This is a genomic window from Paraburkholderia terricola (assembly GCF_003330825.1).
GTDB lineage: Bacteria > Pseudomonadota > Gammaproteobacteria > Burkholderiales > Burkholderiaceae > Paraburkholderia > Paraburkholderia terricola.
Map to the genome: position 1 here is coordinate 560,095 of NZ_CP024941.1, position 19,526 is coordinate 579,620.

13 protein-coding genes are annotated in these 19,526 nt (G+C 65.6%); 7 read left to right on the plus strand and 6 right to left on the minus strand.

Features of this window, described 5'->3' with window-relative positions; all coding sequences use genetic code 11:
* Window positions 1–66 precede the first annotated feature (66 nt).
* From tldD to CUJ90_RS02495, 3 genes are all read right to left on the minus strand, one after another.
* The gene (gene tldD, locus CUJ90_RS02485) at window positions 67–1,533 is read right to left on the minus strand and encodes a metalloprotease TldD (protein ID WP_073428213.1); all 1,467 of its coding nucleotides are present in this window, start codon (window positions 1,531–1,533) and stop codon (window positions 67–69) included.
* 104 nt (window positions 1,534–1,637) lie between these two features.
* On the minus strand, window positions 1,638–2,492 hold the full coding sequence (locus CUJ90_RS02490; protein WP_073428212.1) for a carbon-nitrogen hydrolase family protein: 855 nt from the start codon (window positions 2,490–2,492) through the stop codon (window positions 1,638–1,640).
* A gap of 129 nt (window positions 2,493–2,621) precedes the next feature.
* The gene (locus CUJ90_RS02495; protein WP_114161907.1) at window positions 2,622–6,806 is read right to left on the minus strand and encodes a YhdP family protein; all 4,185 of its coding nucleotides are present in this window, start codon (window positions 6,804–6,806) and stop codon (window positions 2,622–2,624) included.
* 186 nt (window positions 6,807–6,992) lie between these two features.
* Between CUJ90_RS02495 and glnE the strand changes: the two genes are divergently transcribed.
* Window positions 6,993–9,785: a bifunctional [glutamate--ammonia ligase]-adenylyl-L-tyrosine phosphorylase/[glutamate--ammonia-ligase] adenylyltransferase gene (gene glnE, locus CUJ90_RS02500; RefSeq protein ID WP_114161908.1), complete on the plus strand. Its 2,793-nt coding sequence runs from the start codon at window positions 6,993–6,995 to the stop codon at window positions 9,783–9,785.
* A gap of 76 nt (window positions 9,786–9,861) precedes the next feature.
* Here the strand turns inward: glnE and recN are convergent, their stop codons facing one another.
* Window positions 9,862–11,532, minus strand: coding sequence for a DNA repair protein RecN (gene recN / locus CUJ90_RS02505; protein ID WP_114161909.1), 1,671 nt, complete (start codon window positions 11,530–11,532; stop codon window positions 9,862–9,864).
* Window positions 11,533–11,605: 73 nt separating this feature from the next.
* Complete coding sequence (locus tag CUJ90_RS02510; RefSeq protein ID WP_073428208.1) at window positions 11,606–12,508, minus strand: NAD kinase; 903 nt, start codon at window positions 12,506–12,508, stop codon at window positions 11,606–11,608.
* Between the two features lie 384 nt (window positions 12,509–12,892).
* On the opposite strand from CUJ90_RS02510, the gene hrcA reads away from it, so the two are divergent.
* The 3 genes from hrcA to CUJ90_RS02525 all read left to right on the plus strand — a co-directional run bounded on the left by hrcA (window position 12,893) and on the right by CUJ90_RS02525 (window position 15,575).
* Complete coding sequence (gene hrcA, locus CUJ90_RS02515; protein ID WP_073428207.1) at window positions 12,893–13,912, plus strand: heat-inducible transcriptional repressor HrcA; 1,020 nt, start codon at window positions 12,893–12,895, stop codon at window positions 13,910–13,912.
* A 175-nt stretch (window positions 13,913–14,087) separates the two neighbouring features.
* On the plus strand, window positions 14,088–15,158 hold the full coding sequence (hemH, locus tag CUJ90_RS02520; RefSeq protein WP_083084556.1) for a ferrochelatase: 1,071 nt from the start codon (window positions 14,088–14,090) through the stop codon (window positions 15,156–15,158).
* A 9-nt stretch (window positions 15,159–15,167) separates the two neighbouring features.
* A complete protein-coding gene (locus CUJ90_RS02525; protein WP_073428205.1) occupies window positions 15,168–15,575 on the plus strand; it encodes an RNA-binding S4 domain-containing protein in 408 nt (135 codons plus the stop codon).
* Here CUJ90_RS02525 and CUJ90_RS32780 read toward each other — a convergent pair.
* Window positions 15,561–15,713, minus strand: a complete 153-nt coding sequence (locus tag CUJ90_RS32780) for a hypothetical protein (RefSeq protein ID WP_167363274.1) — start codon at window positions 15,711–15,713, stop codon at window positions 15,561–15,563. The two genes, CUJ90_RS02525 and CUJ90_RS32780, sit on opposite strands and share 15 nt — an antisense overlap.
* A gap of 388 nt (window positions 15,714–16,101) precedes the next feature.
* On the opposite strand from CUJ90_RS32780, the gene grpE reads away from it, so the two are divergent.
* The 3 genes from grpE (at window position 16,102) to dnaK (ending at window position 19,292) form a co-directional block, all read left to right on the plus strand.
* A complete protein-coding gene (gene grpE / locus CUJ90_RS02530; RefSeq protein WP_073428204.1) occupies window positions 16,102–16,698 on the plus strand; it encodes a nucleotide exchange factor GrpE in 597 nt (198 codons plus the stop codon).
* A 42-nt stretch (window positions 16,699–16,740) separates the two neighbouring features.
* A complete protein-coding gene (locus CUJ90_RS02535; protein WP_114161910.1) occupies window positions 16,741–17,187 on the plus strand; it encodes a thioredoxin family protein in 447 nt (148 codons plus the stop codon).
* A 152-nt stretch (window positions 17,188–17,339) separates the two neighbouring features.
* Entirely contained in the window at window positions 17,340–19,292 is a 1,953-nt protein-coding gene (gene dnaK / locus CUJ90_RS02540; protein WP_073428202.1) for a molecular chaperone DnaK, read from the plus strand.
* Window positions 19,293–19,526: the final 234 nt, after the last annotated feature.

Here is a 19,526-nt window from a genome sequence, read left to right on the forward strand (position 1 = left end):
CGTAAAAATACGGAAATTCCGCATACTTCGCGCATTTTATGCACGAAGTATGCGTTTTATCTGGATTCAGGCGGTGCCGCCGACGGTCATGCGGTCGATGCGCAGCGTCGGCTGGCCGACGCCGACCGGCACGCTTTGGCCTTCCTTGCCGCACACGCCCACGCCCGAATCGAGCTTCATGTCGTTGCCGATCATGCTGACGTATTTGAGCGACTCGGGGCCGCTGCCGATCAGCGTCGCGCCCTTGACCGGGTAAGTGACCTTGCCGTTTTCGATCATGTACGCCTCGGAGGCCGAGAACACGAACTTGCCGTTGGTGATGTCGACCTGGCCGCCGCCGAAGTTCACCGCGTACAAACCGTTTTTCACGGAGGCGATGATTTCCCGCGGGTCCTTGTCGCCGTTGAGCATGTACGTGTTGGTCATGCGCGGCATCGGCAGCGCGGCGTACGATTCGCGGCGCGCGTTGCCCGTGACCGGCATTTTCATCAGACGCGCGTTCAGCGTGTCCTGAATGTAGCCTTTCAGGATGCCGTCCTCGATCAGCGTCGTGCATTGCGTCGGATTGCCCTCGTCGTCGATATTGAGCGAGCCGCGGCGGTTCGGCAGCGTGCCGTCGTCGACCACCGTGACGCCCTTGGCCGCAACCTGTTCGCCGATCCGCCCCGCGAACGCCGACGAACCCTTGCGGTTGAAGTCGCCCTCCAGCCCGTGGCCGATCGCCTCGTGCAGCAGCACGCCGGGCCAGCCCGGTCCGAGCACCACGGTCATCGCGCCGGCCGGCGCCGGGCGGGCGTCGAGGTTCACGAGCGCTGCGTGCACCGCGTCGTCGACATAGCCCGACAGTACTTCGTCGGTGAAATAGCCGTAGTCGAAGCGGCCGCCGCCGCCGCCGCTGCCGATTTCGCGGCGGCCGTTCTGTTCGGCGATCACCGTGACCGACACGCGCACCAGCGGACGGATGTCGGCCGCGAAGCCGCCGTCGCTGCGCGCGACCAGCACGACGTCGTACTCGCCGGCAAGGCCAGCCATGACTTGCTGAATACGCGGATCGCGACCGCGCGCCATCTGTTCGACGCGCTCGAGCAGCTTGACCTTGGCGGTGGCGTCGAGCGAATGCAGCGGGTCGGACGGCAGATACAGGTCGCGGCCGGCGATGCCCGTCAGCGACGACGCCACCTTGATCTTCTGCTTGCCGCCGCCGGCCTTGGCGATTGCGCGTGTGGCGATGGCCGCCTGGCGGATCGCTTCGGGCGAGAGGTCGTCCGAATAGGCGAAAGCGGTGCGATCGCCCGACACGGCGCGCACGCCGACGCCCTGGTCGATGCTGAAACTGCCCGACTTCACGATACCCTCTTCGAGACTCCACGCTTCGCTGCGCGTAGCCTGGAAGTACAGGTCGGCGTAGTCGATCTTGTGCGTGAAGATTTCGGCGAGCGTGCGGGTGAGCAGGGATTCGTCGAGGCCGTAGGGCGTCAGGAGGATGTCCTTGGCGGTGGCGAGATTACGGATACCGGGTTCGATGATGTTCATGCGAAGTATGTTCTGCTCGATACGAAGGATTCGGTTAGCGCCACGCTCGCTATATGAGTGGCAGGCGCCGCAGTTTCAACGTCTTGATGCGTCAGGTCAATGAGTCAACTCAGCACGCGGTGACGCCAGGCGGGCAGGCTTTGCCGCACTTCGTCGATGCGCGCACGCTCGAGATCGCCGGCGACCACGCCCGCGCCCTCGTCGCGCACCGCGACGATTTCGCCCCACGGGTCGATCAGCATGCTGTGGCCCCAGGTACGGCGGCCGTTTTCATGTTTGCCGCCTTGCGCGGCGGCCAGCACGTAGCACTGGTTCTCGACCGCCCGGGCGCGCAGCAGCATCTCCCAGTGCGCGCGGCCGGTGGTGTAAGTGAACGCGGACGGCACCACGATCAGCGCGCAATCGCCCATGCGGCGGTACAGCTCGGGAAAGCGCAAATCGTAGCAGACCGACAGGCCGACCCGGCCGAACGGCGCCTCGAAGGTGCGGACCTCGCCGCCGGGACAGATGGTGCGCGCCTCGTCGAACGATTCCTCGCCTTTTTCGAAGTTGAACAGATGGATCTTGTCGTAGCGGGCGGCTTCGTTGCCTTGCGGATCGAACACCAGCGTGGTGTTCAGCACGCGCGACGCTTCGGGTGCCATCAGCGGCAGCGTGCCGCCGATCACCCAGAGCTGGTGACGGCGTGCGGCGTCGGCGAGAAAGCGCTGGACCGGGCCGTCCTGATAGGCTTCGCGCACGGCGAGCTTGTCCGTGTCCTTGAAGCCCATGAAGCAGAAGTATTCGGGGAGCAGGACGAGCTGCGCGCCGTCGGCGGCGGCCTCGGCGATCAACCGGTCCGCTTCGGCCAGATTGCGCTCGCGCTCGGGCGTGCTCACCATTTGCAGCGCGGCGACGCGAAAGACGCTTGCGGAAGATCCGCTGGACGACGGCAATGAAGAGACGTGTGTTTCGCTCATGAGCGTTTCGAGAAACTCCCGGCAAGGCGGCGGCGCGAATCGCTCGGGCCGCGGACGTCGTTCAAGGCTGGCTGCGGCCGGGCGGCGCGGCGCCTGGTTTTTTCGGCCGAACGAGGGGTCGAATAAAGCTCAATGCGCTTGCACGGCCGAAGCCGGAGCGTCCATCTTACCGCGATCGCCCTTCACCCGCTCGATGTGCGGTTTCGACCACGAACCGGTGATCGCGTACTCCCGCGAAAACGCGTGCGAGATCGACTGGCTGAACGCCAGATCGGCCACCAGCGCGCCCAGGCCGAGCAGCGGATTGATCACGGTCGCGGCGATCACGGCGGCGCCAGCGCTGACCGTCGGCACGATCTGAACGTGCAGATTCTGCGTCTCCTGGGCGAGATCGACCGAGCCCTTCATGTCGACGCGAGCCGGCGCCGTCACCATCTCGAAGTTCTCCGTGCGGCCGATGCCGTTGCGGACCTGGGCGGTCCCGGTCACGTGTTCGAACGGCAGACCTTCGCCGATCACGTCGCGGAAATTCAGCGTGGCGAAGCGCGCGAGGCTTTGCAGACTCAGCACGCCCAGCAGCTTGGCGACGCCCGGGTCGACCTTGAGAATCTGCCCGTGGCGCAGATCGACGGCCAGGTTGCCGTTGAGCGTCGGATAGTCGATGGCGGTCGGGCCGCCGCGCCACACCATCTTGCCGGAGAGCGAACCGCTGCCCGACTTCAGCGTGCGCGGCTGGCCGAAGCGTTCGAGCAGCGCGCCCGCGTCCTTGATGTCGAGCTTGAAATCGAACACCGTGCGGCGCGGCGTCGTTTCGTCGGCGGCGCTGCCGAGGCCCGTCGAGGTGCGCCAGTTCGCGGTGGCGGTCAGCGTGGCGGCGGCGTTGGTGATGCCGAGCTTGTCGAGTTGCCAGACCGGCACGCCGTCCTCGTCGAAGTTGTGCGCGTTCACTTCGAGACGGCCGACGTTGCGATCGCGGAAGATCAACTCGTTGACCACCAGATCGATCGACGGCATGTTCTGCGCGGGAGCGGAGATCGCCTGGCCGAGCAGGTCCTTGTCGGCGACCGAAGGAATCACCACGCGCGCGAAGCGCGCCTGCAGCGTGCCCGGCGATTCCTTGCTGGGGCCCGGCAGCCACGACACGTGGCCGGATACCTGATTCGACGCGATGTTGGCCTGCCATTTGCCGTCCGCATGCGACGCGCCGACGATCACGCTGTCCCAGTGGCGCTTGAGCAGCGTCAGCGTGCCGATGTGCAGCGCGAAGCGGTTGGGCAGGAACTGCGTGAGGATCGGGTTCGGCGCGGCCGGCGGCGCGGCGGCGGGTGCTTCCTTGTTGCGCATCTGCGCCACGAGCGCGCGCCAGGCGTCGGCGTCGAATGCCTCGACGTCGACGGCCGCGATCACGCCTTCGGACGGCAACTCCGCAGGCTTGTTGACGCCGATCGCGCCGCGCACGACGGTGGGCGCCGCCTTCGGCTGGTAGCCCAGCAGGTAGGCGGCGGCGACCGGGCCGAACGTGAGATCGGCGCGTTCCAGGCCGGTCTCGCCCGGCGCCGCCGACGGCCTGACGGCAAAGCGCAACGGCATCGGCGTGCCGACCGGCTTGTTGAACGGCGCGGGGAAGTCGAGCGCGAGACCGGTGAGGTCGGAGTTCGCCGTCACGTCCGGCAACCGGCCTTTCGCGCCGCGCACGGTCAGCGCATACGGCGCGCTGCCGCTCATGCGCGCGAGCACCTCGGCGGCCGGACCATGCAGATTCAGATCGCGCGCCGCATCGACGGCAATGTGGCCGCCGAGGTCGAGCGCATAGGTGCCGTCCTTTTTCAGCCCGCCGCTCGCATGCACGTCGCCGCCGAGGAACTGGCCGGAGAGCCGATCCGCCTGAGCCGTATATTCGGTGAAGCGCACCTTGCCGTTCAGTCGCGACAGCGGCGGCACGTTCTCGACCGTCAGCCGGTTGTTCTGGAAACCGACCGCGCCTTCCACGGCGATATGCGGCTTCGGCGTGCGCGGCACCGTCAGCTTGAGCGCGAGCGACGCCGGCCCTTCGGCGCGCACTTTCTCGGTTTCGTGCTTCGCCATGATGCCGAGCGAGCTTTCGTTGACGTAGTCGAGCATGTCGGCGAGCGGCCCGCGGCCGTCGCCCTGAATGACCAGGTTCGACGCCTTGGTGCCGAGATCGTCGATCTTGCCGTTGACGCCCATCAGCGCGACCTGCTTGTAATGCGCGCGGTCGATGTCGAAGCGCAACATGTTCTGGCTCAACTCGAACACGCCGTCGATGCCGTCGAGCGGCGGCCACACGTTCGGCGTGCCGTTTTTCATCGTGCGCGGCGGGTACGGCGAGGGATCGAACTTGCCGCCCTTGAACGGCGCGACGATATGAAAGATGCCGGCCTCCGGGTCGCGCGAGTAGGGGAACCTGGTCAGATCGCCGTGCACCTCGATGGTCGCGCCCTTCGATACGCCCGCTTGCAGCCCATGGCCGAGATAAATGCGCAGCTTCTCGCTGATGCTGGTCGGGAGATAGCGGACGATGCGCGTCACCTGCGCGCGCTCGAAGTCGGCTTTCAGGTCGAGCGCGCCGCGGCCGTGGCCGGGGTTGCTGTAGTCGGCGGTGGCGCTGGCCGCGACGTCCGCATTGGCGACGCTGAGATGGGCCACCTTCACGGCAAAGGCCGGGTGGTTTTCGCCGGGCGCCTTCGGCGTGATGGTCCAGTCGGCGCGGCCTTGCAGACGGTCGAACTTCAGGCGCGGATCGTCGAACACGCCCGGCAGCGTGATCGCGACGTTGGATGTGTCGAGTATCGCGGTGCCGCGCTTTTCGTCCGCATCGACGCTGCCCCACAGGTTTTCGATGCCCGGTATGCCCGCGCGCGGGTGATTGCGCAGCGTGAGCCCCGGCGGCGGTTCCTGCGCGGCCACGCTGATGCCTTGCAGGTCGCCCTTGAAACGATAGCGCTCGATCGGCTCGGTCCCGCTCGCGAGATGGTCGCTGCCCGCCTCGCCGGATTCGGGTTTGCCGCGCTCGACCTCGATCACATAATTGGCGACCAGCCCGCGCGGATTGAAGCGCACGAGACCGTTCAGCAGGCGCCGCGGCAGCGGCAGCGCGCGGCTGAATTCGGCGAGGATGCCCAGGTCGACGCGGTCGCCGCTCACGCTGAGCAACTGGCCGCGCTGCTGCGTGGCGGTGCGAAAGCGTCCGCTCAACGTCGACAGCGCGAGGATGCGGGTGAGCGAGGTGCCGTCGTCGAGCGGCGGCTGGCCGAGCTCGGCGTGCAGGTCGTTCAATTGCAGCTTGTAGTCGCCCTGGTCGGCTTCGAGGCGCCATGAAAAATGAGCAACCGGCAGCAGCAGCTTGGGCTGTGTGGGGCGCACTCGCAGGGCGACGTCCGTGCCGGCCAACTGCCCGCTCGCCGCCTTCATGCGGCCGTCGGCGAAGTCGGCCCAGATCGCGTTGTCGATGCGGCCGGCAAACGTCTCGATCGGGAATTTGACATAGCGCGCGAGCATCGGCAGATCGACCGGGCCCGTCGAGACATACACCTGGCCCTTCCAGTTGACCGGCGCGCCGATCTCGGAGAGACGCGCGTGTTTGAAGTTCGTGCGGAAGTCGATCGGGCCGCGCAGGACCTGGCCGTCGGCGGGAGCCTGCAACGCCAGCCGGTGATCGTAGCCGTCGTTGAGAATCGCGATGCGGATGTCGCGCAGCGCGAGTTCCGGTGCGTCGCGCTGGGCATCGCGCCAGCGCAGCACGCCGCCGCGCACGACGATCGCCTGTTGCCGCAGTAGCCAGGTCGTCAACGTGGCGTTGCCGCTATGCCGGGTCGGCACGGGCACGCCCGCCACCGACAGCACGCCGTCGCCGGCGCGCGAGACCAATACGTCCGGCTTGTCGACGATCAGGCTGGAGAGCGCTGGACGAAACTGCCAGAGCGACTTCCACGAGAGCGTGGCGGTGGCGTGCGGAATCGTCAGCGCCGGTTTGCCCTCGCGGTCGCGAATGACGAGATCGGTGATGTCGAGGCCGGGCTGAAAGCCGCTCCAGAGAGGCGCGAGCTTGCCGATGGTGAACTGCGCATGCAGCTTCTCGGAGACGGTGGCTTCGATGCGCGGCCGGAACGAATCGGCACGCGGCAACACCACATAGCGCAAACCGAGGAACAGACCCGTCGCAATGAAGTAGAGAACGAGGGCGAGCGCAAGGACGACATGCAAGGTCCGGCGCAGCACGACGTGATCGCTTCCGCTCGCAGGCCGGACCTGCCCGGTTTCGTGCGGGTCGGCGGATTCGTTTCGCTCGGGCATGCTGCGGCGGGTGGGCGTATGGTAGTTTTGCGAATTAACGACGAAATGTAACACACGGGCAAGCGTCGGCAGTACTTCCTGCAAAGCCAGTCTGCATGCGCCTCGCGACGTTCGCAAGGACGCCGGAACCGTGTGCCGCGATGAACTGAACCACGCTAATCAAGCAACGAGCGAGCCAGATCCTTGATGACTGACGCCACACTACTGAGTTCCAACTATTCGCATTACGCGGCGCGTGCGGTGGCGGCCCGTCCGCGACTCGCGGCGCACGTGGCGGCGCTTGCCGCCATGCCGCTGACCCGTGAGCGCATCGACGCGCGCTTTGACGCGCTGTGCGCCGAAGCCGCCGGCGCGAGCGGCGCTCCGTTGAGCGAGGACGCGCTCAAGCGGGCCTTGCGGCAGTTGCGCACCGAGGTGTTCTGCGCCGTGATGGAGCGCGATCTGACCGGCGAGGCGGACGTCGCCGAAGTCACCGGGGCAATGACCGATCTGGCGGAGACGACGATCCAGCGCGCGCTCGCGGTGTTGTCCGCCGAACTGGAAACGTTGTACGGCGAGCCGCGCGGACCGCAAGGCGAGCGGCTTGCGCTCGGCGTCGTGGGCATGGGCAAGCTCGGCGGGCGCGAGTTGAATGTGTCGTCGGACATCGATCTGATCTTCGTCTACGAAGAGGACGGCGAGACCGCGGGCGGCCAGCGCGCGCCGATCCCCACTCAGGATTTTTTCACGCGCCTCGGCAAGCGCCTGATCGGCGCACTCGCCGAAGTCACCGCGGATGGTTATGTGTTCCGCGTCGACATGCGCTTGCGGCCGAACGGCGACTCGGGGCCGCTCGTCTCCAGTCTCGGCATGCTCGAAGAGTATTTCTACGTGCAGGGCCGCGAGTGGGAGCGCTATGCGTGGATCAAGGGCCGGCTCGTGTCCGAAGGCGCGAGCGACGCGGCGCGGCGATTGCAGAAGCAGCTCGACGCGATCGTCACGCCGTTCGTCTATCGGCGCTATCTCGACTTCGGCGTGATCAGCGCGATTCGCGCGCTCCATCTGCAGATTCGCCAGGAGGCGCAGCGCCGTGCGTCGATGCGGCCGGACAAGGCCGACGACATCAAGCTCGGGCGCGGCGGCATCCGCGAGATCGAATTCAGCGCGCAGGTGTTTCAGTTGATTCGCGGCGGCCAGGACGCCGGTTTCCGGGTGCGGCCGACGCTTGCCGTCTTGCGCTATGCGGCCACGCATGGGCTGATCGACTCGGCGGTCTGCGTGAAGCTCTCGCAGGCCTATCGCTTCCTGCGCGAACTCGAGCATCGGCTCCAGTACCGCAACGATGCGCAGACCCACGCGATGCCGGTCGATGCCGAGGAGCGCGCGGCGCTCGCTCGCGCGATGGGTTGCGATAGTTATGCCGCGCTGATGACGAAGCTCGACGCGCACCGCGAATTCGTCGAGCAGCAGTTCGACCAGATTTTCGCCGACAAGGTGAGCGGCCGCGACGGCTGCGGCGCGCCCGAAGACGGCGCCGCCGCGTGGGTGTGGAGCAGCGCGCTCGCCGACGACAGCGCGGAAGATGCCCTGCGGGCGCGCCTCACCGAACTCGGCGTTGCCGAGCCGGGCGAATTGCTCGCGCGGCTGCGCGGGGTGTGGCAGTCGTCGCGTTATGCGGGGCTGGCCGAGCGCAGCCGGCAACGCTTCGACATCGTCGCGCAGCGCGCGCTCGATGCCGCTCGCACGCTGGAGCCGCCCGAGCGGCGCGGCGACACGGTGGCGCGCCTGTTCGATCTGCTCGAGGCGGTGGGCCGGCGCGGCGCGTATCTGGCGTTGCTGACCGAATATCCGCAAGCGCTGCACCAGGTGCTGTCGGTGCTGGGCGCCTCGCGCTGGGCCGCGGGCTACCTGATCCGGCATCCCCAGTTGCTCGACGAACTGCTGGACGACGAGGCGATCAACAGTCCGTTCGACTGGCCCGAGTTCAAGCGCTCGCTGCGCGTGCGCCTCGCCGCCGCCGACGGCGTCGAGCAGCAGATGGATCTATTGCGCCACGCTCACCAGGCCGAGGTGTTTCGTATCCTGCTGATCGACCTCGCGGGCAAGCTGAGCGTCGAGCATGTGAGCGACCGCCTGTCCGAACTCGCCGACGCCGTGCTCGACGTCACGCTCGAAGCGGTCTGGAAGCAGTTGCCCAAACGCCACCGCGAGGCGCCGCGCTTCGCGGTGATCGCCTACGGCAAGCTGGGCGGCAAGGAACTGGGCTACGCGTCCGACCTCGACGTGATCTTCCTTTACGACGATCCCGACGATGCCGCAGCCGACGTCTATTCCACCTATACCCGCCGCCTCATCACATGGCTCACGACCGCGACCGGCGCCGGCACGCTATTCGACGTCGACTTGCGCTTGCGGCCGAACGGCGAGTCGGGTCTGCTCGTTACCGATCTGGACGCGTTCCGCCGCTACCAGTTGCGCGAGGGCGACGCGGCGAATACCGCCTGGGTCTGGGAGCACCAGGCATTGAGCCGCGCGCGGTACTGCGCGGGCGATGCCGAGATCGGCGCGAAGTTCGAGGCGATCCGCGAACAGGTGCTCACGACGCAGCGCGAAGCCGCGCCGCTTGCGAACGAGATCGTGGAGATGCGTGAGCGCGTCGAGGCGGGGCATCCGAACCCCACGCCGCTGTTCGATCTGAAGCACGACCGCGGCGGCATGGTCGATATCGAATTCGCCGTGCAGTACTGGGTGCTGTTGCACGCGGCGAGCGATCCCGCGCTGATCCGCAACACCGGCAACATCGCGCTGCTGCGCGAAGTGTCGGGCCTTGGCTTGATGAGCGAGGCGGAAGCGGAGACGGTCGGCGCGGCTTATCGCACTTACCGCAAGTTGCAGCACAAGCTGCGGCTGGACGGGATGGAGAAGGCGCGGGTCGATCCGGCGTTGGTTGCCGCCGAACGGAAGGCGGTGCTGGCGCTGTGGAAGCGGGTGTTCGGGTGAGGGGTAAGGCGCTGCGTTGGCTGGGGGGGCGCGGTTCGGTGCGCCGCTGCGATTCCCCTGTCCTCGCACAATTACGCTACGCCGCCAGCATTTCCTTCGCGTGCTTGCGGGTGGTCGCGGTGATTTCCAGGCCGCCAAGCATGCGCGCGACTTCTTCCACGCGGCTCGCCTTGTCGAGCGAGATCACGCTGCTGACCGTGCCGCCCTTGCCGTTGCCCGCCTTCGCCACCTGGAAATGATGGTCGCCGCGTGCCGCGACCTGCGGCAAGTGCGTCACGCACAACACCTGGCGCGCTTGCCCGAGTTGATGCAGCAAACGCCCGACCACTTCGGCGACGCCGCCGCCGATTCCGGTATCCACTTCGTCGAAGATCAGCGTGGGCGTCGGGCTGGCGGCGCTCGCGATCACCGCCAGCGCGAGGCTGATGCGCGCCAGTTCGCCGCCTGAGGCAACCTTCGCGAGCGGCCGCAGCGGCACGCCGGCATGACCGGCGACGCGGAACTCCACCTGCTCGAGTCCATGTGCGCCGCCTTCGGGTAGCGGCACCAGCGCCACCTCGAAGCTGCCGCCTTTCATCGACAGTTCCTGCATGCCGGTGGTGACCGCCGCGCCGAGCGCCTTGCCGGCTTTGGCGCGCGCTTTCGACAGTTTTTTCGCTTCGGCCAGGAAGGCTTCGCGGGCCTGGGCTTCGGCGGCGTGCAGGCTATCGAGATCGGCGGCGGCGTCGAGCGCGGCCAGTTGCGCGCGGCGCGCTTCGTGTTCCTCGGGCAGCGTTTCGGGCTGCAAGCGGAATTTGCGCGCGGCCGAATGCAATGCGTCCAGACGCTTTTCGACTTGCGCGAGACGGTCCGGGTCGAGTTCGAGCTTTTGCGCGTAATGACTGAGCGAATACGCCGCTTCCTGCAACTGGATCTCGGCCGGCTCGAGCGCGGCCAGCACGTCGTTCAGCGCCGGATCGATCTCGGCCAGGTCGCGCATCTTCGAGATGATCGACGCAAGGTGCGTGATCATCGCCTCGTCCGATTCGGACAGCGCGGCGAGCGCGCCTTGCACGCCGTCGATCAGATTGGCCGAATGCGACAGCCGCCGATGCTCGCTGTTGACCTCCTCCCATTCGCCCGGCTGGGGTGCGAGCTTGTCCAGTTCGGCGAGCTGCCATGCAAGGCGCTCGCGCTCCAGTTGCAACTCGCGGTCGCGCGTTTGCGCGTGCTCGACTGCCTGAACCTTTTCGCGCCACGTGCGCCACGCCCGCGTTACCGACGCGGCGGTCTCGGTCAAACCCGCGTGCGTGTCGAACAGTTCGCGTTGCGCGTCCGGCCGCATCAGCAATTGATGCGCGTGCTGACCGTGGATATCCACCAGCATTTCGCCGACTTCGCGCAGTTGCGCCAGCGTCGCCGCCGTGCCGTTGATGAACGCCCGCGAGCGGCCATTCGCGTCCACCACGCGCCGCAGCATCACCGTGCCGCCGTGTTGGCCGTCGTCGGCGGTGGCCCCGAGCGCCTGCTCGTCGAGCCACTGCTCGACTTGCGCATGCGTCTCGAACTCGGCGGTGATGTCGGCGCGGCTCTCGCCGGTGCGCACCACGCTCGCATCGGCGCGCGCGCCAAGCGCGAGCGCCAGCGCGTCGATCAGGATCGACTTGCCGGCGCCGGTTTCGCCGGAGAAAACGGTAAAGCCGCTGTCGAATTCGAGATCGAGCGCGGCGACGATGACGAAGTCGCGTATCGAGAGATGGCGAAGCATGGAGGTCGTCTGGTGAGCGTGAGATTCAGGGTTCGGCAGCGGCGGCGTTCGCGTTCCAGTGATTGCCGGCCGCTCAGGGTTTGTCGTCTTCTTCGTGTGACGGGTATTCGTTCCAGTGCAGCTTCTTTCGCAGCGTCGCGTAATGGCTGTAGCCGACCGGATGCAGAATCGGCACGGTATGGCGCGAGCGGCGCACTTCGATCGTGTCGCTCAGTTCGAGCGAGGTGAACGACTGCATGTCGAAATTGACGTTCACTTCGCGGCCCGAGACGATCTGAATGCTCACCTTTGAATCGTCCGGCAGCACGATCGGCCGGTTCGACAGCGCGTGCGGCGCGATCGGCACCAGCACGATGCCCTGCAACTGCGGATGCAGGATCGGCCCTTGTGAAGAAAGCGCGTAAGCGGTCGAGCCGGTCGGCGTGGCGACGATCAGGCCGTCGGAACGCTGGTTGTACATGAAGCGCCCGTCCACCGAGACATGCAGTTCCGCCATGCCCGAGAAGCCGCTGCGGTTCACCACCACGTCGTTGAAGGCCAGCGCGTGATAGATCGGGTTGCCGCCGCGCATGATGCGCGCTTCGAGCAGCATGCGTTCCTCGCGCTCGAAGTTGCCGCACAGCATTTGCGGCACGGTCTCGCGCATGTCGGAGATCGGAATGTCGGTAATGAAGCCGAGCCGCCCGTGGTTGATGCCGATCAACGGCGTGCGGTAAGGCGCGAGCTGACGGCCGATGCCGAGCATGGTGCCGTCGCCGCCCAGCACCACGGCGACGTCGGCGCGCGCGCCGATCTCGGCGGGACGCAACGCCGGGTAGTCGGTGATGCCGATTTCAGCGGCCGTCTCGGCTTCGAACACGACGTCGAAGCCGCGCTTCGCGATGCACGCGGCGAGCTCGGTCAGCGGCTCGCCGATGCCCGGCGTGTTGTTGCGCCCGACGAGCGCAACGGTCTTGAACTGGCTGGTTACTTGCATGCCGGCATTACACCATAGGTGGGGCCTGAAAAGAACCGCAGACAGACCCGGTGGCGGGCCGGCTGGAGCGGGCTGTCAGCGTATCGCGCGATTGTCGTTAGAATGGTGAAGCCTTGATGACATGCGCGCCGGGTAAAGTGCGGCGGCGCGCTGCCGTCGGATTCGTCGGACTGGCGGCCGGCGAGGCGCTGTACCGAGCGATGGACTTCGCGCCGCCACTGGATCGCGCGGGCGCAAGAACGCTGGACGAAGCGCCGAACCGCGGGCTGGCACGCGCGCCGCAGCGAATGCGAAACGCCGTCCCGCCGGCTTGCGGCGCGGCCGTTAGGGGCGGGCGCCGTTAGCGCTCGCGGTAGCGCTGTCATTGAGCTAAAATTTTCCGTCATGCTAGATCCTCGCGCACAAACCCTCCTCAAAACGCTGATCGAGCGCTACATCGCCGAAGGTCAGCCGGTCGGCTCGCGCACGTTGTCACGCTATTCCGGCCTCGAACTGAGTCCGGCCACGATCCGCAACGTGATGTCCGATCTCGAGGACCTGGGGCTCGTGATCAGTCCGCATACGTCGGCGGGCCGCATTCCTACTCCGCGCGGCTACCGGCTCTTCGTGGATACGATGCTGACGGTGGAATCCGCCGCGGACGAAGAAGCCGTGATGCGTACCGTCAAGACTACGCTGCAGGCGGGCGAACCGCAGAAAATCGTCGCCGCGGCGGCGAGCGTGCTCTCCAATCTGTCGCAGTTCGCCGGCGTGGTGCTCACACCGCGGCGCAGCCATGTGTTCAAGCAGATCGAATTCATGCGCCTGTCCGACAAGCGCATCCTGCTCATCATCGTGACGCCGGAAGGCGACGTGCAGAACCGCATCATGGCCACCCAGCGCGACTTCTCGCCGTCGCAACTGGTTGAAGCCTCGAATTACATCAACGCGCACTTCGCTGGCCTGTCGTTCGACGAGGTGCGCCGCCGCCTGCGTGAGGAAATCGACGAACTGCGCGGCGACATGACCACGCTGATGCACGCCGCCGTCACCGCCAGCACGGACGAAGCCGACACCGGCGAGACCGTGCTGATTTCCGGCGAGCGCAACCTGCTGGAAGTCGCCGATCTGTCCTCGGACATGGCGCGCTTGCGCAAGCTGTTCGATGTGTTCGACCAAAAGACGAGTCTCCTTCAATTGCTCGACGTGTCGAGCCATGCGGCGGGTGTGCAGATTTTCATCGGCGGCGAGTCGAACCTGGTGCCGATCGAGGAAATGAGCGTCGTCACCGCGCCCTACGAGGTGAACGGCAAGATCGTCGGCACGCTCGGCGTCATCGGGCCGACCCGCATGGCCTACAACCGCGTGATCCCGATCGTGGATATCACGGCGCGTCTGCTTTCCCTCACCCTCAGCCAGCAGTAACACGGCCGCCCATCGCGGCCGCGGAGGTTCGTGCCGCACATGATGCGCGACGGCGCCCGGCTTGCCAATTGGCCGAATGGCCAGGGGTCTCCGGCGGACCTCGCCGGGAACCGCGCCGCTATAATGAATCCCACCTGAACCGACTTTCCGCCCAAAGCGGTTACCCCTCCTGCCTATGCGCTTCGACCTCGAGCGGCCTTCACAGAACGCCACGTCACATCGTGTCGCCGTGCTGCTGATCAATCTCGGCACGCCGGACGCGCCGACGCCGCGCGCGGTCCGCCGCTATCTGGCGCAGTTCCTGTCCGATCCCCGCGTGGTCGAGATTCCCGCCTTGCTCTGGCAGGTGATTCTGCGTCTGCTGATCTTGCCGTTGCGCGGCCGGGCGTCGGCGAAGAAATACGCGGCGGTCTGGATGCCCGAGGGCTCGCCGTTGCGCGTGCATACGGAGAAGCAGGTGGAGGCGTTGCGCCATCTGTTGCAATTGAACGATTACACGGTGCTGGTCGACTACGCGATGCGTTACGGCACGCCCGGCATTCCGGCCATGCTGAACCAGTTGAAGCTGGCGGGCGCCGAGCGCGTGCTGCTCATGCCCATGTATCCGCAATACTCGTCGTCCACCACGGCCACCGCGTTCGACGATGCTTTTTCGGCTCTCAAGCGCATGCGCAACCAGCCGGAAATCCGCACGGTGCGGCATTACGCCGACCATCCGGCCTATATTGCCGCCCTCGCCGCGCAGGTGCGTCAATACTGGCATCAGCATGGCCGGCCTGACTTCGCGGCGGGCGACAAGCTGGTGCTGAGTTTTCACGGCGTGCCCAAGCGCACGCTCGATCTCGGCGATCCGTACCACGAGCAATGCCAGCAGACCGGCGCCTTGTTGATGCAGGCGCTCGAACTGACGCCGGTGGAATGCCGCATTACTTTCCAGTCGCGCTTCGGCAAGGCCGAATGGCTGCAGCCGTACACTGCGCCCACGCTGAAGGAATTGGGCGCGGCGGGCGTGCGGCGTGCTGATGTGTTCTGTCCAGGCTTCACCGCCGATTGCCTGGAAACCATCGAGGAAATCGGCATGGAAGTGCGCGACGAGTTCCTGCATGCGGGCGGCAAGGAGTTTCACCGGATCGCCTGCCTGAATGCGTCGCAAGCGTGGATCGCGGCGCTCGGCGAAATCGTCGCGCAGAATTTGCAAGGCTGGCCGGTGCAGGCGGTGCCGGTGCCGCATACGACAGGGGCTTGACCGAGGCTCATGAATTACAGGATCTCCACTGAACCGGGCGCGAGGCTGCGCATCGACAAATGGCTGTGGGCGGCGCGCTTCTTCAAGACGCGCTCGCTGGCGGCGGACGCGGTCGACAAGGGGCACGTGCGCATCGGCGGCGCGACCGTCAAGCCGAGCAAGGACGTGCGGGTCGGCGATCTGGTCGAGATCGAGATCGAACGGATCGTGTGGCAGGTGGAAGTGCTGGGCGTGTGCGACGTGCGCGGCCCCGCGAGCGTCGCGCAGACGCTTTATGCGGAAACCGGTGAGAGCAAGGTAAAGCGGCAGGCCGAGCAGGAACGGCGCAAGACGTATCGCGAACCGGCCGCCGCATTGCACGGCAGGCCGACCAAGCGCGACCGGCGCACTATCGACAAATTGTCAGGTGGCGGTTAAACAGAACAGTTGTTCCAAGGTCGCGTTCACGCCGCCGTATTCGGTCGTGCGATCGTTGACAGCGCCGGACATGCAGATGGTCGTGGTGCCTGCAATCAGTACCAAGGCGACCACCGAGATTGCAAAGGTCAGTTTCACGGTACTCCCCTCGGGACGTTGCAGGATAGAAACGGGCGTTTCGGTTGGAATTTGAAAAATGTCGGAAAGGCGCTTGTCAGACTAGGGTTAACACGTCTTTTCCGATGCTTTATTGGAGCATAGGCCACTTGTTGGTCGCACTCAATCTCAATCTGATTGCGCCGATCCAATGGTTGTAACGGCGCATTTCCGCCACGCGTCAGCGGCGTGAAAAGTTCGGGCAGAGGCGCTTGAAACGGGTCTTTCCGGCCCCATCTGCGGTGGCGATACGCGGTGACGCGCCCAATCCGCGCCCGGTTGTTGTCGCAATATTGCAACGCACGAATGGCACCGGTTGTTGGGCGCCGCCACCACCGTTGGCTTTTACTTTTTAACGACTTTCAGCGACATGGAAAACACGCAAGAGAACCCGACGAGCCAGAATCCCACGCCCGCCGACGAAGCCGCGCGCCAGGCCGCAGAGGCTCCCGAGGCAACTGCTCCGCAACAGGACGAGGCAGCCGCGGGCGCCGCCGCCGAGGCGCCCGCAGCCGCCGCGCAAGCCGCGCTGGCCGAAGCCGAGGCGAAGATCGCCGAGTTGCAGGAAAGCTTCCTGCGGGCCAAGGCGGAGACCGAGAACGTGCGCCGCCGTGCGCAGGAAGACGTGGCCAAGGCCCATAAATTCGCAATCGAAAATTTCGCTGAGCATCTGCTGCCGGTGGTCGACAGTCTCGAAGCGGCGGTTGCCCACTCGTCCGACGATCTGCAGAAGGTGCGCGAAGGCGTCGAACTCACGTTGCGCCAGCTCAATGGCGCGTTGGAGAAGGGCCGCGTCGTCGCCTTGAACCCGGTGGGCGAGAAGTTCGATCCGCACCGTCATCAGGCGATTTCGATGGTGCCGGCCGACCAGGAGCCGAACACCGTGGTCGCGGTGCTGCAAAAGGGTTTCGTGATCGCCGACCGCGTGCTGCGCCCGGCGCTCGTGACCGTCGCGGCGCCGAAGTAAGCGTCGCGGGGTTCCGGTCAGCCGTTTCGCATAGCCGCCGTCATGATGAACATTCCCGTCGACGCCACCGCCTTCACGGTGTTCGACATGCGGGAACTCAGCGCCGCATCGTTCGACGCCGGGCTCGCGGAAGCGGGGGACGCACTGGCCGTGGTGTTTTTCTGGGGGCTCGACTGCTTCAACTGCGAGATCGCCAAGAAGGCCATGCTGGCGCAGCCCGACGCGATTCGCGCGCTCGGGCTCAAATGGTTTCACAGCAACGTCTACGAGCATCGTGAACTGGGCCGGCGCTTCATGCTTCACGGCGTGCCCACCTGGTTTTTCTTTCACCGCGGCAAGCGGCTCGGCCGGGCGACCGGCTGGCACGGCCTCGGGCAGTTCCAGGCGGCGGTCGCGGCCGCGCGGGACAAGACCCGGGCGGCCAATGCGAGCGGTGCCGCGTCGTCAGACGGCAGTGGCGCGAATTCGGACAAAAGTTCGGCTGATTGAAAAAATTAAAGACCGCATCGCAAAAGAGGTCTTGAAAACGATGCGGACGCACTTATGTTGAGTGCAGGTTATGAATTGAGAGCGGAGCGCCTGACCGCCACACGGCAAAAACGGCGCTTTCCGCAGCGATCAAAGTCAGGAGATTAGTAAAAATGGGCAAAATTATCGGCATCGACCTCGGCACGACCAACTCGTGCGTGGCGATCATGGAAGGCAATTCGGTCAAGGTGATCGAGAACTCGGAAGGTGCGCGCACCACGCCGTCGATCATCGCTTACATGGAAGACGGCGAGATTCTCGTCGGCGCGCCCGCGAAGCGTCAGTCGGTCACGAACCCGAAGAACACGCTGTACGCGGTCAAGCGCCTGATCGGCCGCCGCTTCGAAGAAAAAGAAGTGCAGAAAGACATCGGCCTGATGCCGTACAAGATCATGAAGGCCGATAACGGCGACGCATGGGTCGAAGTGCGCGAGCAGAAGCTGGCGCCGCCGCAAATCTCCGCGGAAGTGCTGCGCAAGATGAAGAAGACGGCTGAAGACTACCTCGGCGAGCCGGTCACCGAAGCGGTGATCACGGTTCCCGCGTACTTCAACGACAGCCAGCGTCAGGCAACCAAGGACGCAGGCCGCATCGCCGGTCTCGAAGTGAAGCGCATCATCAACGAGCCGACCGCGGCCGCGCTCGCATTCGGCCTCGACAAGAACGAGAAGGGCGACCGCAAGATCGCGGTGTACGACCTGGGCGGCGGCACGTTCGACGTGTCGATCATCGAAATCGCGGATGTCGACGGTGAAAAGCAGTTCGAGGTGCTGTCCACGAACGGCGATACGTTCCTCGGCGGTGAGGACTTCGACCAGCGCATCATCGATTACATCATCGGCGAGTTCAAGAAAGAGCAAGGCGTCGATCTGTCGAAAGACGTGCTCGCGCTGCAACGCCTGAAGGAATCGGCGGAAAAGGCCAAGATCGAGCTGTCGTCGAGCCAGCAAACCGAAATCAACCTGCCGTACATCACGGCCGACGCGTCGGGTCCGAAGCACTTGAACCTGAAAATCACGCGTGCGAAGCTCGAGGCGCTGGTCGAGGAGCTGATCGAGCGCACGATCGAACCGTGCCGCGTGGCGATCAAGGACGCGGGCGTGAAGGTCGGCGAAATCGACGACGTGATTCTGGTCGGCGGTATGACGCGCATGCCGAAGGTGCAGGAAAAGGTCAAGGAATTCTTCGGCAAGGATCCGCGCCGCGACGTGAACCCGGACGAAGCCGTGGCCGTTGGCGCCGCGATTCAAGGCCAGGTTCTGTCGGGCGACCGCAAGGACGTGCTGCTGCTCGACGTGACCCCGCTGTCGCTCGGCATCGAAACGCTCGGCGGCGTGATGACGAAGATGATCAACAAGAACACCACGATCCCGACCAAGCACGCGCAGGTCTATTCGACGGCCGACGACAATCAGGGCGCCGTGACGATCAAGGTGTTCCAGGGCGAACGCGAAATGGCGGCCGGCAACAAGCTGCTGGGCGAGTTCAACCTCGAAGGCATTCCGCCGGCGCCGCGCGGCACGCCGCAGATCGAAGTGAGCTTCGACATCGACGCGAACGGCATTCTGCATGTCGGCGCGAAAGACAAGGCGACCGGCAAGGAAAACCGCATCACGATCAAGGCGAACTCGGGTCTGTCCGAAGCCGAGATCGAGAAGATGGTGAAGGACGCAGAAGCGAACGCGGAAGAAGATCACAAGCTGCGTGAGCTGGCCGACGCCCGCAACCAGGGCGACGCGCTGGTCCACAGCACGAAGAAGGCGCTCACCGAATACGGCGACAAGCTGGAAGCCGCCGAGAAGGAAAAGATCGAAACCGCGTTGAAGGAGCTCGAAGAGGCGCTGAAGAGCGGTTCGAGCGACAAGGCGACGATCGAAGCCAAGATCGAAGCGGTAGCCACGGCCTCGCAGAAGATGGGCGAGAAGATGTACGCCGACATGCAGGCAGCGCAAGGCGCTGAAGCCGCGGCAGCGGGCGCGGCTGGCGCGGGTGCATCGGCGGGCGGCGCGAGCCAGCAGCAGGACGACGTGGTCGACGCCGAGTTCAAGGAAGTCAAGAAAGACTAAAGCCAGGTCGCATTTCGACCGTAAAGCCGCACACAGCGATGTGTGCGGCCCGGCTGCACAAGGGACCGAGCCGTTCTGGTCTCGCGAACGTGCAAGAGCGGTTATCTCGCCTGGCGAGCCTTTTGGGCTCTCCGGGCACATTTGTTTTATGGAGGGCGTTGTTTTAGCCGCCTGAAAGCGGCGTGAACAGCGGCCGGACGAGTCGTGAGACTCCAGCATTCAAGAGGAGCCACC